Source organism: Sphingomonas sp. CCH5-D11 (assembly GCF_001557395.1).
Taxonomy (GTDB): Bacteria; Pseudomonadota; Alphaproteobacteria; order Sphingomonadales; family Sphingomonadaceae; genus Sphingomonas.
Genome location: NZ_LSKH01000218.1, coordinates 1 through 16,344, shown reverse-complemented (window position 1 = coordinate 16,344; position 16,344 = coordinate 1). Strand labels below are relative to the sequence as shown.

Below are 16,344 nucleotides of genomic sequence, written 5' to 3'. Positions count from 1 at the left end.
CTCGTAAATGGTTGTATGTAGATGATCAGCGCGCGCCGCTCATCGGATCAGATCAGCGACAGGTGTCGCCCGGCCCGCTGTCAAGATCGAGGCACCGTCCGTCGAGCCCTTGAACCGGCAGATTGATCGTCGCCGCGAGGGTGGGTGCGATATCCACCGTTTCGATTGATTGCGGCTGTTCGAAGCCGACCATGCCCTTGCGCCAGAACAGGATCGGAACGCGCCGATCATAATCCCACGGGCTGCCGTGCGTCGCGACATAGCCTGGCCCGGGCTTCGCGATTCCTACCACGCGCGGCTTCAGCATGAGCAGGAGGTCGCCGGAGCGTTCCGGATCATAAGAGGCGTGCGCGCGCTGAGCGAGCGTCCAGGTCTCCGGCGGGGTGGCAGTGATAGCTGCCGCGGTGATCTCCTCGCGCGTCAGGACCGCAGCAACCTGCGGAAAGGCGCGCAACCGCTTTACCGTTTCGGCGATAACTGCCTGACGCCGGTTTGCCGGCACCGAATCGGCAACGTAGATATCGCCCTCCGAGCCGAGCAGGACCGGGCCGGCGATGCCGAGCTGCTGGCCGATCGCCTCTCCGATCGCCTTCACCGAAAGGTCGGCCGAGACGCGGCTTTCACCCGGCATGGCGCGCTGTTGTTGCCGCTCGGTCATGTCGTGGCCGCCATGATCCGCGGTCAGCACGACCTGATAGTCGAGGCCCCAAGAGTCGAGAACTGCGAAGAAGCCGCCAAGCGTCTTGTCGAGCTCTGCCATCTGCAGGCACATCTCGCCGCCGCCCGGGCCAAAACCGTGACCGACATAATCGGTTGCTGAGGCACCGATCGAGATGATGTCTGGCGCGCTGCCCTGACCCAGTTTCATGTCCTGGATCAGCCCGGCGGCAATCGCGAAGACCGCGCCGTCCAGCGCGGGCGATGCCCGGAAGGCCCGTGTGTCACCGGCAGCGCGCGCGAACCGGCCATTGCCGATCGTCTGGCCACCGACCTCGATCGGCTGCATCAGCGGGCGGCAGAAGGCGGGAACGGGAAGCGGCTCCTGCGGCTGGGCGATCAGCTTTGCCACAGCCTCCCGGCCGCGCTGAACCGCCGGAGGAACTGGTCGTCCGTCATAGGAGACGAAATCCTTGCCGCCCCAGAACCACACTTCGTCAATCTTGTGCCCACCCATCATGATCGCCGCGCGATCCTTGCCTGCGACGGACACGACTCGACTTGCCGGGTTTGCGGCCTTCATCATCTCGCCCAGCGTCGGCACCTTCAGGTGCAGATCAGAAGGCTTGTAGGTGGAGTGATCGGTGCCGGGGATCCGCTCGTCCTCGGCGCAATAGACCTCCTTGTCGGCGCGCGGGGCCTTCTGGTTGATCCAGTTGTTGGCGACGATTCCGGTATGCGCGGGGCGCATGCCGGTCAGGATGGTGGAATGGCCCGGGCAGGTCTCGGTGTTGGCGTGGCTCTGATAGCCCGAGGGGAACACTGCGCCTTGCAGCAAGCGGGCAAAGCCGTCGGTGAACCGATTGCGATATTGCGCAAAGAGGTCGGCGGAGAACTGATCCACTGAAATCGCGATGATCAGCTTGGGCGGCGTGCTCGGCGTCGTGGGCACGGCCGGCGCCGCAGGTTGCGTCGACTCCAGCGCAGCCTCCTGCGCGGCGGCGGGTGCGACGGAGAGCGGCAGCGCGATGGAGGCGAGCAAGGAGGCGAGCAAAGCTTTCATGACGGACCTTGATGCAAAGCGGGAGCGGGCGCGGTATGTCTGTGCCATGGCGGCTAGGCAAGCGTGGGTAACGGCGTTTCTTTTCGCGGTGATGGCATTGCTGTCGCCGCTCAGCGCGGCGCAGACGCGGCATGTCGCCATCGATCTGGTCGCCGAAAATGTGCGTCCGGCGGCGGGCAGCACGGTGACCCTGGCGTTCGACTCGCGGCCTGAGCCGCATTGGCATGGCTATTGGCAGAACCCTGGCGATGCCGGGGTGGAAACGCAGCTGAAGTGGACGCTCCCGAAAGGGGTGCGCGCCGGTGCGCTGCGTTATCCCGTGCCGCAACGGCTGATCGTCGGCGGCCTGATGAACTACGTCTATGAGGCGCCGTTCGCCCAGCTCGTGGACCTCATGATCCCGCCTGGGCTCGCGCCCGGTACCCGCCTGCCGATCGCGGTGAAGATCGACTATCTCGTATGCACGACCGAGATCTGCGTTCCGGAGACCCAGACGCTCTCGACCGAGCTCACCGTCGGTGACGGTGCCGGCGAGGAGACAACGCGCGCGCGTTTCGACGCGTGGCGACAGAAGCTGCCGCGGGCGCTCGGTGTCACGGCGACATGGCAGTCGGCCAATGGCCAGTTCCGGCTGGCCGTGCCTTTTCCTGCCGGTGCCGAGGCCAAGGACATCTACTTTTATCCACTCGCGGGCGGCGCCGTGGACTATGCCGCACCCCAGAATGCGGTGCGCGATGGTGACCGCATCATTCTCACCAGCAAGGCCGCCACTAGCCCCGCGACAGGCGCCATCAAAGGCGTGCTGGCGACCGGTGGGGGGCAGGGGTTTCTGCTCACCGCGGCGCCAGGCTCCGTCTCCGCTGCCGCCAGCACTGCGGGCGAGGAATTTCCTCTTGGCGGTGCGATGCTCGCCTTTGTTGGCGCTGTACTAGGTGGTTTGCTGCTGAACGTGATGCCGTGCGTCTTCCCGATCCTGAGCCTCAAGGCGCTTGGTCTGGCGCGCTCGGGCGAGACGGAAGGCGCCGCGCGGCGGGAGGCGCTGGCCTATACGGCAGGCGTGGTGTTGGTGTGCCTTGCGTTGGGCGGATTGTTGCTGGCGCTGCGGGCGGGCGGGGCGACCGTCGGTTGGGCGTTCCAGCTCCAAGACCCGCGAGTCATCGGCGTCCTGCTGTTGCTCGTGAGCGGCATCGCCCTGAACCTCGCCGGTCTATTCGAACTGCCCACGCCGCGCTTCGCCAGCCATGCCGGCACTGGCGGTGCCTTCGCCACGGGTGCGCTGGCGGCGTTCGTCGCGACGCCGTGTACCGGGCCCTTCATGGGCGCGGCCCTGGGTGCGGCGTTGGTGCTGCCGCCGCTTGCCGCATTGCTGATCTTTGCCGGGCTGGGGCTTGGCATTGCCTTGCCATTCCTCGCAATCGGCTTCATCCCGGCATTGCGCCGCCGTTTGCCGAAGCCGGGGCCGTGGATGGCGCGGCTGCGCCGGATCCTGTCGGTGCCGATGTTCGTGACGGCGCTGGCGCTGGCATGGGTGCTCGGCCGGCAGGCGGGCGTGAACGGCATGACCTTGGGCCTCGCAGCGACCTTATTGGCCGCTTTCGGCCTGTGGTGGACCGGTCGGCGGCAACAATCCGGCCGGGAGCGCACATGGTGGCCAGCAATGCCCGCGCTGGCGCTCGCAACCTTGGCGGTCGTGCTGGTCCGCCCGCAAGCGCCGGCCGACGCGGCGCCGATGGAGCTTGCCGGCGCCGAGCCGTTCAGCGAGCAGCGACTGGCTGCACTGCGTGCTGAAGGACGACCGGTCTTCGCCTATTTTACCGCCGACTGGTGCCTCACCTGCAAGGTCAATGAAAAGGCAGCGATCGAGACTGACGCCGCGCGACAGGCCTTTGCCGAAGGCAAGGTCGCGGTGCTGGTCGGTGACTGGACGGATGGCGACCCGGTGCTCGGCCGGTTCATCGAAGCCCACAATCGCGCCGGCGTGCCGCTTTATCTGTGGTACCCGCAGGGCGCGGATCGGCCAAAGGTCTTGCCGCAATTGCTGACCAGCGGCATGCTCGCGGCTCTGCCGGAGGGGGCATGACGAACTGAGGAGAGGTAGGATGCGTCTGCTTATCCCATTCACCATCGCCGCCATGGCGGCAATCCCGGCCAGCGCCGATCAGGTCACGGGTCAGCCGGCCGGCAATTTCCGCCTGGTCGATGCGAACGGTCAGGCCGTGACGCTTTCGCAGTTTCGCGGAAAGCCGGTGGTGCTGGAGTGGAACAACCCCGGCTGCCCCTATGTCCAGAAACATCATGACAGCGGCAACATGCAGGCCACCCAGGCCAGGGCGCGCTCCATGGGCGCCGTCTGGCTGACGATCAATTCCGGGGCGCCCGGCAAGCAAGGGCATATGAGCGGCGCGGAAGCCAAGGCGTTCGTGGCACGGGAGAAGGCGCAGCCGACGGCGTACCTCCTCGATCCGCAAGGCCGGGTCGGCAAAGGCTATGGCGCAAAGACCACGCCGCACATGTATCTCATCGATGCGTCGGGCAAACTCGTCTACCAGGGCGGGATTGACGACAAGCCCACCGCGGACAAGGCGGACATCCCCGGCGCCCGCAATCACCTGCTGGTGGCGCTGACCGAGGTGAAGGCCGGCAAGAAGGTGTCCGTGCCAGAGGCGCGCCCTTATGGCTGTTCGGTGAAATACGCCGACTGACCGTCGACGCGGGCGGCGCCCACCGGCGTCGCCTGCCTCTTCCAGACGATCTACCGTTCATCCAAAAACGCCGGCGCAACGCTTTTGGATGGTAGATGCTTGTGCGCTGCAACAATCTACAGCAGCATGCATCCGAAACGATCGATGAGGCGTTAACCGTCTGATGGGGATTCGGGCTTTCGACGAGATCATGGGCACAGGCGGCGGGAGCCGCCCTGAACTTGCAAGCCTGGCCCAATGGCTCGCCGATACGCCGGCTGACGAACTGCGCCGCCGGCAGGAGGCAGCCGAAGCCACGTTTCGGCAGCTCGGCATCACCTTCGCCGTGTACGGGGACAATGATGCAAGCGAGCGCATCATCCCGTTCGATATCGTCCCGCGCGTCTTTCTGGCCGACGAATGGGCTCGGTTGTCTGAAGGGCTGGTTCAGCGCGTAGAGGCGATCAACGCGTTTCTGGACGATATCTACGGCGCGCAGGAAATCTTGAAGGCGGGGGTGCTGCCGGAGGATCTCATCTTCCTCAATCCGCAGTTTCGGCCGGAAATCGTTGGCATCCGTCCGCCTCACGGCATTTGGGCGCACATCTGCGGCATCGATCTGGTTCGTACCGGTCCGGACGAGTTCTTCGTGCTGGAAGACAATGCGCGAACGCCATCGGGCGTCAGCTACATGCTGGAAAACCGGGAGGCGATGGTTCGGCTATGCCCGGAGCTGTTCGGTCAGTTTCGCGTGGCGGCGGTGGACAGCTATCCGGATCGGCTGCTCGAAACGATGCGCTCGGTCAGTCCACGCGGTTGCGGCCAGAACCCCACCTGCGTCGTACTGACGCCGGGCCATTATAATTCTGCTTACTACGAGCACAGCTTCCTTGCCGACTCGATGGGCGTCGAACTGGTCGAGGCGGCCGATCTCGTCGTGGACGACGACGTGGTTTACATGCGCACGATCGCCGGCCGGGTTAAAGTCGACGTCATCTACCGGCGGGTGGATGACGATTTCCTCGACCCGCTCGTATTCCGACCCGATTCGATGCTGGGTGTGCCGGGGCTGATCGCCGCTTATGCCGCCGGGAACGTCGCCATCATCAACGCGCCTGGCAACGGCATCGCGGACGACAAAGCGATCTACAGCTACATGCCGGATATTGTCCGCTTCTATTCGGGAAGCGAGGCCAAGCTGCCCAACGTGGAGACGTGGCGCTGCCGGGAATCGGAAGCGCTGCGCTACACGCTCGATCACCTGGACGAACTGGTGGTGAAGCTGGTCGATGGTTCGGGCGGTTATGGCATGCTGGTGGGGCCGACCGCGTCCAAGGGCGAAATCGCGAAATTCCGCGAGGTGCTGGAGGCGGAGCCGCATCGCTATATCGCGCAGCCGACCTTGGCACTTTCCACGGTGCCGACCCTGGTCGAGACCGGTGTGGCGCCGCGTCACGTCGACTTTCGTCCCTTCGTGCTGAGCGGGGCGAAGGGCGTTCAGGTGGTGCCCGGCGGCCTGACCCGCGTGGCCCTGCGCGAAGGGTCGCTGGTGGTGAATTCCTCGCAGGGCGGCGGCACGAAGGACAGTTTCGTGCTGCTCGATGGCGGCAATAGGCAAACGCAGACAATGGGCGAGAACGGGATGACGCAGGAGCAGAGCCTGTGAGTGGCTCCCGCGCGCATACTGCCGGCGTCGCTTACCCGCATCCCGAGCAGCCCGCTTCGCCCGTGCCCCTTGCTGTCGGTGCTGGCCGATGCTGAGCCGGACTGCGTCTTCGCTCTACTGGCTGGGTCGCTACATCGAACGCGCCGACTTCATCGCGAGGCTGGTCGAGGCGACGATCCGCCTTGATGTTCTCTCCGCCCGGCCCGCTGGGGAAGCGGCATGGCTGTCCGCATTGACGGTGACGGACACGGAAGCGGCGTTCAAGGCGACCGGCGCGAGCCTGACGCGAGAGGCGGTGTCGCGGTTCCTGACGAGCGATTCTTCAAACCCGGGCTCGATCGTTCGCTGCCTGGACATGGCGCGGATGAACGCGCGAGCCGTGCGAACGGCGCTGACGCGCGAATCCTGGTCGGCGATCAACGGCGCCTGGCTGGTGTTCGACAAGCGGGTCAATCGTGCCGATCCCGATCGCACGCTCGCGCTTGTCGATGCGGTGAAGGCGGAAACCCGCGGGTTCGAGGGGGCGCTGCATCGCATGTTGCGCAACCAAACCACCTTGTTCATCCGCCTGGGCCAAGCGACCGAACGCGTGGACGACACCGCGCGGCTTCTTGACGTCAAATATCACCTGCTGCTGCCCAAAGGCGAGCAAGTTGGCGGCACCGTTGACCGGGATCAGTGGACAACCATTCTCCAGACGGTTTCTGCAGTCACTGCCTATCGCTGGCTCTACAATGACGGGCTGGTTCCGGCTCATGTCATCGACCTGCTGTTGTCACGCAGCGAGCTGCCGCGCAGCGTCGCGGGCGCGATCGAGGAGGTGACGGAAGTGCTGACGCAATTGGCGAAGCGGACGGGCACCAATGGCGAGGCGGATCGCATGGCGCGTAGCCGGCACGCCCGCGCGACCAAGACGCGTGCCAGCGACGTGATCGTATCCGGCCTGCACCAGCATCTGCAGGCGCTGATCGCCGAGAACGATCAGCTTCACGCGGCCATAGCGCGCCAGTTCAAGTTCCACTAATGCGGCTGACCATCGATCATCGCACGGTTTACGCCTTCACCGCGCCGCAGGGCAGGATCGTGCAATTGCTGCGCATGACGCCCGGCGACACGCATGATCAGACGGTTGCCGAATGGCATGTCACGGTGGACTGCGATTCGCGTATGACCCGGCACCGTGACGGTTTCGGCAATTCCACGACGATGCTTTATTGCGAGGGTGCGATCGAGCGGATCGAGCTGACCGTTTCCGGTGAAGTGGTGACGAGTTCGTCCAGCGGCGTGTTGCACGGCGCCGCGGAACTGCTGCCGCCGCGCTTCTTCCTGCGCACAACGCCATCAACGGCGTCCGACGCGGCCATCGCCCAATTCGCTGCGGAAGAGGGTGGCGGGCGTGACATTGCGGCCCTGCACCGGCTGAACCGTGCTGTGCGGGCGCGCTTCGCCGATGATCACGGGCGCCCTGTTCCAGGCCGCACGGCCGCTGATGCCTTCGCCCTGGAGGCATTGACCCCGCGCGACATGGCGCAGGTGTTCATCGCTGCTGCGCGGTCCGCAGGGGCGCCTGCGCGCTATGTCTCGGGCTATTGCGATCTGGCGGGCGATCACCGGCCGACCCCGCACGGCTGGGCAGAGGCGCATGTCGACGATCTTGGCTGGATCGCCTTCGACCCGTCGCTCGGCCTGTCGCCGGAGGAGCATCACGTCCGCGTGGCAGTCGCGTTGGATGCCGCCGGTGCCGCCCCTGTCGCCGGATCGCGCCTTGGCGAAGGGGCGGAGCGGCTGGAGGTCGACGTTACGGTGCAGAGCGACGATTGATCGGCGCGTTCAAGCGAGCTCGCTCGTCTCGATCGCGGGGGCGAGATCCTCATCGGCCATCAGCGTCCAGCCCTGCGGCCCCAGTTTTTCAAGCGGACGATAGCGGGTCTTGTACGCCATGCGCGCCGCGCCTTTCACCCAATAGCCAAGATAGACATAGGGCAGGCCGGCCGCGCGGGCGCGCAGGATGTGATCAAGGATGATGAGATTGCCGAGGCCTGATCGCGCGCCGGGCTCCGCATCGAAGAAGCTGTAGATCATCGACAGCCCGTCCGCCTGACGGTCGGTCAGGCAGGCGCCGATCAGGCGGCCCGGCCGGTCGCCGACCGTCGGTTCACGATATTCGACCACCACCGAATTGACCGGCGAATGCTCGACCATATCGGCGTAATCCTGCTCCTCCATGCCCGCCATGCCGCCGCTGGGATGGCGATGGGAAAGATAGCGGCGCAGCAGCTGGAACTGCTCCTCCGTGGCCCATGGCCGGCAGGCGGTGATTTCCAGATCGTCGTTGCGACGAACCAGCTTGCGCTGCGAGCTATTGGACTCGAACTCGTTGGTCACGACCCGGACGGACACGCACGCGGTGCAGCCGACGCAGGAGGGGCGATAGGCGACCGACTGGCTGCGGCGAAAGCCGATGCGGCCGAGCGCATCGTTCAGTTCGATGGCATGCGGACCGGAAAGTTCGGTGAATACCTTCCGTTCCTGCCGCCCGGGCAGATACGGGCAGGGCGCCGGACTGGTCACGAAAAAACGCGGAAAACGAAAAGGCGCAGTCACCGCCGGCACATCCCCAGACCGACGCGCTGGTTGATCGCGTCCCCGTGACGAATATGGATCCTGACGTGATGGCTGAAAAGCCGCCGCCACGAAGTTGCATGCGGTTTTCGGAGGCAGAGGCCTAGCCAGGAATTTCCACCCGGCCGGTTTGACCCGAATTGGGGCAAACCGGCTGCCCGGTCAGGCAAGCTTGATCAGGCGAGCTCGATTAGGCTGACCTTATAGCCCGCGGTATCTAGCGCGGAGAGCAGGCGATCGAGATGCGCGCGATCCCGCGTTTCGCACTCCACGTCGAGGCTTAGTCCCTTCGCCGGAAGGTTGGTGAAGATCCGCTGATGCGCGAGCTCGAGAATGTTGACCCGCTCCTGATCGAAGATGCGGGCGACATTGTAGAGCGCGCCGGGCTGATCCTGCAGGCGGATGCGCAGCCGGGCAAGACGGCCGGATCGGGCAAGATCGCGCAGCAGCACGTTAGCGAGGAGCCGGGTATCGATATTGCCGCCGCAAAGGACGATGCCCACCGTCTTGCCGGCGAACCGCTCCTTGTTGGCCAGCACCGCCGCAAGGCCCGCCGCGCCGGCGCCTTCAACCACGGTCTTCTCGATCTGGAGCAGCAGGCTGACCGATTCCTCCAGGCTCCGTTCGGTGACGAGCACGATGTCGTCGACCAGCGCTTCCACCATCTGCGCGGTAAGGCCGCCGGGCTGCTTCACCGCGATCCCCTCCGCCAGCGTATCGCCAGCGCAGGGCAGGTCGGTATGCCGCAGCTTGTTGTACATGGAGGGGAACAGCTCAGCCTGAACGCCGATCACTTCAATGGGGTGATCGGCCGCTCGCGCCACGGTCGACATGCCGGAAATGAGCCCGCCGCCGCCGATCGGAACCACCAAAGTGTCGATCGCCGGCACCTCGTCCAGCATCTCGATCGCCACCGTGCCCTGGCCCGCGATCACGCGCGGATCATCGAACGGGTGGACGAAGGTATAGCCGCGCTCCGCCTCCAGCACGCGGGCATGGGCGTAAGCCTCGTCGAAAGTCGCGCCGTGAAGCACGACACTGGCGCCGTGGCCCTCGGTCTGCACCACCTTCACCGTCGGGGTGGTGGTAGGCATTACAATCGTGGCCGGCACGCCCAGCCTATTGGCGTGATAGGCGAGGCCCTGCGCATGATTGCCGGCGGAGGCGGCAATGACGCCGCGCGCCTTGGCCTTCGCGTCGAGCAGCAGCAGCGTATTCAGCGCGCCACGCTCCTTGTACGCGGCGGTGAACTGCAGATTTTCGAACTTCAGATAGATGGTGGCGCCGGCCAGCGTGGACAGCGTCTTGCTGACGAGCGTCGGCGTGCGCACGATCGAATCGCGGATTCGGGCGTGGGCGGCACGGACGTCCTCGATCGAGACGGGGAGAGTTTCGGTTGTCGTCGGTTGTGCCGCAGTCGCCATAAGCCAAGGTCCCAAGCCGCTCGCACCGAGGCTGTCGAACGGCTGTCTGTTCTTCGGCGAAGAAGGGCAGGGCTTCGACGGCTCGGCCCGAACGGGATCACTGATCCAGGTTCGATGCCGCGTCCTAGGAGCATCTGGCGCCGCGTGCAAACTGCCCCTATCCGCTTGGGTTATGAAGATCGCATTCATCGGCACTGGCGTGATGGGCGCCCCCATAGCCGGACATCTCGCGCGGGCTGGCCATCACGTGACCGTTTACAATCGAACCCGTGCAAAAGCGGAGGCGACCGGCCTTCCCGTGGCGGATACGCCGGCAGAGGCGGCCCGCGGGGCGGATGCCGTGGTGACGTGCGTCGGCAATGATGCGGACCTTGCCGGCGTGACGTTCGGCGATGACGGTGCCTTTGCCGCGATGCGCGAGGACGCCGTCTTCATCGACCACACCACGGTTTCAGCGGACATCGCCCGGCGCCTGGCCGAAAGCCGCGCATTGGTGGTGGATGCGCCGGTGTCGGGCGGACAGGCGGGCGCCGAGAAGGGCCAGCTGTCGATCATGTGCGGCGGCAGCGCGGACGCAATGGCGAAGGCGCAGCCGGTGATGGAGGCCTATGCCGCCCGCATCGTCCATGTCGGCGGCGCCGGCGCCGGCCAGCAGACCAAGATGGTGAACCAGATCTGCATCGCCGGCGTGCTCCAGGGCTTGTCCGAAGCGTTGCGCTTCGCACAGGCGAGCAAGCTCGATCTCGACAAGGTCTTCGAGGCGATTTCCGGCGGCGCGGCGCAAAGCTGGCAGATGGTGAACCGCTGGCCGACCATGGCGAAGGACGAGTTCGACTTCGGTTTCGCGATCGACTGGATGCGCAAGGATCTGGGCCTCGCGCTCGACGAAGCGAAGCGGAACGGATCGGTGCTGCCGGTAGCGGCGCTGGTGGATCAATTCTACGCCGAGGTGCAGAAGATGGAAGGTGGCCGCCAGGATACCAGCGCGCTGGTGCGGAGGCTGCCGCGATGAAGCGCGCTTTCCTCCTCGCTACCGCGCTCCTCGCCTCGCCGGCCACCGCGGATGGCATTGTCGACAACGTCAACGGCCTGGCACCGACCGCGGACGGCCGGGTGATCCGCTTCAAGGCGGTGCTGATCGATCAGGCTGGCAAGGTCACGCGGCTGGTGCCCCCGGGTGAGGAGCCGCCGAAGCTCAGCCGCCGCGAATTGAAGAAAAATGCCGGCAAGCCGCTCTACGATTGGCGGATCGACATGGGCGGCAAGACGCTGCTGCCCGGGTTCATCGATGCCCATGGCCATGTCATGGGCCTGGGCTTCGGCGCGCTGTCGCTGGACCTGTCCGGCGCCCGTTCGCTGAACGAGGCCAAGGCGATGATCATCGCCTATGTTCAGGCGAATCCCGATCGCAAGTGGATCACCGGGCGCGGCTGGAACCAGGAGGCGTGGGGCCTCGGGCGCTTTCCCACTGCGGCGGACCTGGACGATGTCGCTCCCGGCCATGCGGTGTGGCTGGAGCGGGCGGATGGCCATGCCGGCTGGGCGAACAGCATGGCAATGCGCGAGGCGAGTGTGACGGCAGCGACCGCTGCCCCGCCGGGTGGCCGGATCGAAAAGGCCGGCGCTGCGCCGGCGGGCGTTTTCGTCGACGCCGCCATGCAGCTGATCGAACGCGCGGTGCCGCAGCCGCTGCCCAAGGAGCGCGACGCAGCTTTCCTGGAGGCGCAGCAGAAGCTGCTGTCGAACGGCATCACTGCGGTGGCCGATATGGGCACGACCATCGATGACTGGCTCAGCTATCGTCGCATGGCCGACATTGGCGCGCTGCGGGTGCGCATCATGAGCTACGGTGCCGGCGTGGAGACGGCGAGCCGGATCGGCGGCAAGGGGCCGACGCCATGGCTTTACGATGATCGGCTGCGCATGGGCGGGGTGAAGATCTACCTCGACGGCGCGCTCGGCTCGCGCGGCGCGGCGCTGAAGGCGCCTTATGCCGATGCGCCGGGCGAAAAGGGCCTGAGCTTCCTTTCAGACACCCAGCTGCAGAACCAGATGAGCCGTGCGGCAATGGATAACTTCCAGCTCGCCGTTCATGCGATCGGCGACAAGGCCAATGCCCAGGTGCTCGATGCCATTCAGGTGTTGAGCGCAACCTATACCGGCGATCGCCGCTGGCGGATCGAACATGCGCAGGTGTTCGATCCGGCGGATCTCAAGAGCGTCGGGCAGTTCGGCACCATTGCCTCGATGCAGCCGACGCACCAGACGGGCGATCGCACCATGGCGGAGGCGCGGCTGGGGCCGGCGCGGCTGGCGGGTGCCTATGCGTGGAAATCGGTGCTGGCGAACGGCGGCAAGCTCGCCTTCGGCTCCGACTTTCCGGTCGAGAAGCCGGATCCATGGGACGGCTGGGCAGCCGCGTTCACGCGCCAGGATGCAAAGGGGCAACCGCCGGGCGGGTGGCGTCCGGAAGAGGCGGTATCGCGCGAACAGGCCTGGTGGGCGTTCACCGGCGGCGCTGCCTATGCGGGCTTCGCGGAGCAGAAGTTTGGCAATCTGGCGCCTGGCCAGAAGGCGGACTTTATCATCGTCGATCGGGATCCGCTGACGGCAGATCCGGCGGCGCTGCGCGGCACGCGCGTGGAGCAGACGTGGATCGGCGGGGTGAAGGCGTTCGACCGGAATGGCGGCGTAAAGGCGCCCGGCAAGTAAGATCGTCATGCAGGGCTTGTCCCGGCATTCCCCGTGCCGCAGACCTTAAGCTGTCGGTCCTGCGAAACGGCGGATCCCGGCACAAGGCCGGGACGACGTAGCTTGTGACGCGACCGAAAAGATTTGCAGAGGTCCCGCACGACCGGGAACGCCTGCGCTCATCATCCGCCGTTCGTGCCGAGATGTCGGATGCGAGCTTCGACAGGCTCGGCTCGCCCGCAGGAACTAAGCCGACGGCTCGCTACGCAGGTCACCACGGTTTGCCGAAAAGCCCGGAGCCGGGCCGGTAGCCGGGCGCAGCGCCTCACGTTCCGATGCGGGCACCGGCGCAGTGGGATCGGGGCGGAAATGGTCCACGGCGCGGTCGTGCGGCCCCGGGTGCTTGTCGCCCTCCAGATCCGGCACCTTGTGCCCGTCCTGAGGCGCGAAGAAGCGGTCGAACAGGCCGAAGTGGATCGCGCTGGCAAGGCCCGTTGCGATCGCGCCGATCGCCGTCGCCGTGCCAATGACGACGTTGCGTTGGGTGTGATCGGCCTTGAAGCGGCCGCTGCTGTCGCGTTTCTGGGTCATGCCCGCTCAACACGCGCAAAGGCCAGCGCGTTCCCATCAGTCGCCATTCGTTCCGATCGAAGTCGAGGAACAAGCCTCCAATCACCCCTCTGCGGACCTTCCCTTGGCTATGCTCGGGACCAACGGAGAAGGCAGGACATTCAAATATCGGCCGCCAGGCCCTAGATCGCGCGCACGATGCAAGGTTCCTACGGCCCCCCCGACCGGTTCAACGAAGAAAAAGCCACGTTCGCGATCCGCGGCAGCGACCAGCCCGATCTGGAGGCGGGCGTGGCGGCGATCCGGAATGTCGTTCGCACGCTGCCGTTGAAGCCCGGCGTGTACCGGATGCAGGATGCCAAGGGCGACGTGCTCTACGTGGGCAAGGCGCGCGCGTTGAAGAGCCGGGTGACCAATTACACGCAGGTCAAGAACCTGTCGAAGCGGCTTCAGCGCATGGTGTCGCAGACCCGGTCGATGACGATCGTCACCACCAACAACGAGGCGGAGGCGCTGCTGCTCGAGGCGCAGCTGATCAAGCGTTACCGCCCGCCCTACAACGTTCTCCTTCGCGATGATAAGTCGTTCCCGTTCATCCTGTTACGGCAGGATCATGATTATCCCCGCATCCAGAAGCACCGCGGCGCGCGGCGCGCCAAGGGCGATTATTACGGCCCCTTTGCCAGCGCCGGGAGCGTCAACAATACGCTGAACGCGCTGCAAAAGCTGTTCCTGCTCAGGAGCTGCACCGACGGTTTCTTCAAGACGCGTGATCGGCCGTGCCTGCTGTACCAGATCAAGCGCTGCTCGGCGCCTTGCGTCGGCCGCATCGACAAGGCGGGCTATGACGAGCTGGTGGCGGATTCGAAGAAGTTTCTCGCCGGCAAGACCACCGACGTGCAGGCAAAGCTCGGCGCGCAGATGCAGGCGGCGGCGGAGGCGATGGACTTCGAGTTGGCCGCGATCCTGCGCGACCGGCTGCGCGCGCTCACCTTCATTCAGGGTACGCAGTTCATCAACGCCGAAGGAGTTGGGGACGCGGACATCTTCGCGCTCGCCAGCCATGAAGGCGTGATCGGCATCCAGGCCTTCTTCATCCGTGGCGGGCAGAATTGGGGCCATCGCAGCTTCTTCCCCGCGCATACCGCAGAGGTGAGCGAGGAGGAGGTGCTGACCCTGTTCCTGACGCAATTCTATGAGGAAGTGCCACCCGCGCGCACGGTGCTGGTGGATCGGGCGTTGCCCGACGTGGAGGTGCTGATGGAAGCGCTGACGACGCTCGCGGGGCGCAAGGTCGCGATCGAGGTGCCGCAGCGCGGCACGCGCAAGCGACTGATGGAACAGGCCTGCCGCAACGCCAAGGAAGCGCTGGAGCGGCGACTGGCGGAAAGCACCACGCAGGCGAAGCTCAACCGCGAGGTCGCCGACCTGTTCGAGCTTGCCGAGCCGCCGCAGCGGATCGAGGTGTACGACAACAGCCACATCCAGGGCAGCAATGCGGTCGGCGCGATGGTCGTCGCCGGACCGGAGGGCTTCCGCAAGGGCCAGTATCGCAAGTTCAACATCAAGCAGGCCGCGACGGACGACGATTTCGCGATGATGCGCGAAGTGCTCACCCGCCGCTTCGCCCGCGCCATGGAGGAGGATCCCGATCGCGACGGCGACACCTGGCCCGATCTCGTCCTGCTCGACGGCGGGCGAGGGCAGCTGAACGCCGCCAAGGCGGTGCTGGAGGATCTCGGCATCGAGGACGTGTGCCTGGTCGGCGTCGCCAAGGGCCCGCATCACGGCCGCGAGGGGCGAGAGGTGTTTCACCTGATGGACGGGCGCGAGCTGACGCTGCCCGTCAATTCGCCAGTGCTATTCTACCTCCAGCGGCTGCGCGACGAGGTCCACCGCTTCGTCATCGGCGCGCATCGGGAGAAGCGCGCCAAAGCGATCGGGGCGAGCCCGCTCGACGAGGTGCCCGGCATCGGCCCGGCACGTAAGAAGGCGCTGCTGATGCACTTCGGCACCGCACGTGCGGTACGAAACGCCAGTCTTGCCGATCTGCAAAAGGCACCCGGCGTCAGCGCGGGCGTCGCGCAGCAGGTGTACGACTTCTATCACGCGAAATGACCGGAACGGGCCGGTCGGCCCGACCGTTGATGCGTGAAAGGAGACGATCATGCCCAATCCCCCGCTCAACCCCGCCCAGACCGATCCGCTTGCCAAGACCGATGAAGACGGCAACCCGCTCGACGAGGATGCCAAGCTCGATATCGCGCTCGAAGGCTCGATGATGACCTCAGAACCGCCGCAGATGGCGGAACCGAAGACCGCGGCGGAGGAAAAAGCGGAAAAGAACGCCCAGCGTTGACACCGCTCCGTTCGTCCCGAGCGAAGTCGAGGGACAGGCCACCAAGCGGATCGTCCGTGGCCGTGCCTCGGATTCGCTCGGCACGAACGGTTCTGGGGTAGTTCCCCGCTACATCAGCCCCTTCGCGCGCAAACTTACATGCCCGCTGGTTCCGATGATCAGGTGATCGTGCACCGCAATCCCCAATCCCTTGCCGGCATCGACGATCGCCTTGGTTACCTCGATATCTGCCCGGCTCGGCGAGGGATCGCCCGAGGGGTGATTGTGCACCAGAATGATCGCTGCCGAACCCAGGTCGATGGCTCGTCGGATCACCTCGCGCACGTGCACCTGCGCTTGGTCGATCGAGCCTTCGCTCATCACCTCGTCACGGATCAGCATGTTTCGGCTGTTGAGATGCAGCACCCGCACCCGCTCGATCACGTGATGCGCCATGTCGGCGCGCAGGTAATCGAGCAACGCCTGCCAATTGCCCAGCATCGGACGCGCCGCCACCTCCGCCTGCACCAGCCGGATCGCCGCAGCCTGGGCGATCTTTATCGCCGCCGCACTCGTTTCGCCCATGCCGGAGACGCGCATCAGCGCCTCGGCATCGGCGGTCAGCAGACCCC

Annotated in this window: 14 protein-coding genes; 9 read left to right on the top strand and 5 right to left on the bottom strand. The window is 65.7% G+C overall.

Features of this window, described 5'->3' with window-relative positions; genetic code table 11:
• Positions 1–52 precede the first annotated feature (52 nt).
• Positions 53–1,720, bottom strand: coding sequence for an alkaline phosphatase family protein (locus AX702_RS13925; RefSeq protein ID WP_066780541.1), 1,668 nt, complete (start codon positions 1,718–1,720; stop codon positions 53–55).
• A gap of 46 nt (positions 1,721–1,766) precedes the next feature.
• Here AX702_RS13925 and AX702_RS13920 point away from each other — a divergent pair, with 46 nt between their 5' ends.
• The 5 genes from AX702_RS13920 (at position 1,767) to AX702_RS13900 (ending at position 7,888) form a co-directional block, all read left to right on the top strand.
• On the top strand, positions 1,767–3,800 hold the full coding sequence (locus AX702_RS13920) for a protein-disulfide reductase DsbD domain-containing protein (RefSeq protein WP_066780564.1): 2,034 nt from the start codon (positions 1,767–1,769) through the stop codon (positions 3,798–3,800).
• A gap of 19 nt (positions 3,801–3,819) precedes the next feature.
• The gene (locus AX702_RS13915; protein ID WP_066780540.1) at positions 3,820–4,422 is read left to right on the top strand and encodes a thioredoxin family protein; all 603 of its coding nucleotides are present in this window, start codon (positions 3,820–3,822) and stop codon (positions 4,420–4,422) included.
• 163 nt (positions 4,423–4,585) lie between these two features.
• Positions 4,586–6,067: a circularly permuted type 2 ATP-grasp protein gene (locus AX702_RS13910; protein WP_066780539.1), complete on the top strand. Its 1,482-nt coding sequence runs from the start codon at positions 4,586–4,588 to the stop codon at positions 6,065–6,067.
• A gap of 88 nt (positions 6,068–6,155) precedes the next feature.
• The gene (locus tag AX702_RS13905; protein ID WP_066780538.1) at positions 6,156–7,091 is read left to right on the top strand and encodes an alpha-E domain-containing protein; all 936 of its coding nucleotides are present in this window, start codon (positions 6,156–6,158) and stop codon (positions 7,089–7,091) included.
• Positions 7,091–7,888, top strand: coding sequence for a transglutaminase family protein (locus AX702_RS13900; protein WP_066780536.1), 798 nt, complete (start codon positions 7,091–7,093; stop codon positions 7,886–7,888). Before AX702_RS13905 ends, AX702_RS13900 begins: the two co-directional genes overlap by 1 nt.
• A gap of 9 nt (positions 7,889–7,897) precedes the next feature.
• Here the strand turns inward: AX702_RS13900 and AX702_RS13895 are convergent, their stop codons facing one another.
• Together AX702_RS13895 and AX702_RS13890 are read right to left on the bottom strand one after the other, a co-directional pair.
• Positions 7,898–8,671, bottom strand: a complete 774-nt coding sequence (locus AX702_RS13895; RefSeq protein ID WP_066780559.1) for an arginyltransferase — start codon at positions 8,669–8,671, stop codon at positions 7,898–7,900.
• Positions 8,672–8,865: 194 nt separating this feature from the next.
• The gene (locus AX702_RS13890; protein ID WP_066780534.1) at positions 8,866–10,113 is read right to left on the bottom strand and encodes a threonine ammonia-lyase; all 1,248 of its coding nucleotides are present in this window, start codon (positions 10,111–10,113) and stop codon (positions 8,866–8,868) included.
• 172 nt (positions 10,114–10,285) lie between these two features.
• Between AX702_RS13890 and AX702_RS13885 the strand changes: the two genes are divergently transcribed.
• Together AX702_RS13885 and AX702_RS13880 are read left to right on the top strand one after the other, a co-directional pair.
• Positions 10,286–11,125, top strand: coding sequence for an NAD(P)-dependent oxidoreductase (locus AX702_RS13885; protein WP_066780532.1), 840 nt, complete (start codon positions 10,286–10,288; stop codon positions 11,123–11,125).
• Positions 11,122–12,825, top strand: coding sequence for an amidohydrolase (locus tag AX702_RS13880; RefSeq protein WP_066780530.1), 1,704 nt, complete (start codon positions 11,122–11,124; stop codon positions 12,823–12,825). Before AX702_RS13885 ends, AX702_RS13880 begins: the two co-directional genes overlap by 4 nt.
• Before the next feature lie 225 nt (positions 12,826–13,050).
• Here the strand turns inward: AX702_RS13880 and AX702_RS13875 are convergent, their stop codons facing one another.
• Entirely contained in the window at positions 13,051–13,395 is a 345-nt protein-coding gene (locus tag AX702_RS13875; RefSeq protein WP_066780529.1) for a hypothetical protein, read from the bottom strand.
• A gap of 177 nt (positions 13,396–13,572) precedes the next feature.
• On the opposite strand from AX702_RS13875, the gene uvrC reads away from it, so the two are divergent.
• Both uvrC and AX702_RS13865 read left to right on the top strand, forming a co-directional pair.
• A complete protein-coding gene (uvrC, locus tag AX702_RS13870; RefSeq protein WP_066780528.1) occupies positions 13,573–15,492 on the top strand; it encodes an excinuclease ABC subunit UvrC in 1,920 nt (639 codons plus the stop codon).
• A 49-nt stretch (positions 15,493–15,541) separates the two neighbouring features.
• Complete coding sequence (locus tag AX702_RS13865) at positions 15,542–15,733, top strand: hypothetical protein (RefSeq protein ID WP_066780526.1); 192 nt, start codon at positions 15,542–15,544, stop codon at positions 15,731–15,733.
• 108 nt (positions 15,734–15,841) lie between these two features.
• Here the strand turns inward: AX702_RS13865 and AX702_RS13860 are convergent.
• Positions 15,842–16,344 (bottom strand): JAB domain-containing protein (locus AX702_RS13860; RefSeq protein ID WP_066780524.1); only part of this gene is annotated, 503 nt, incomplete at its 5' end.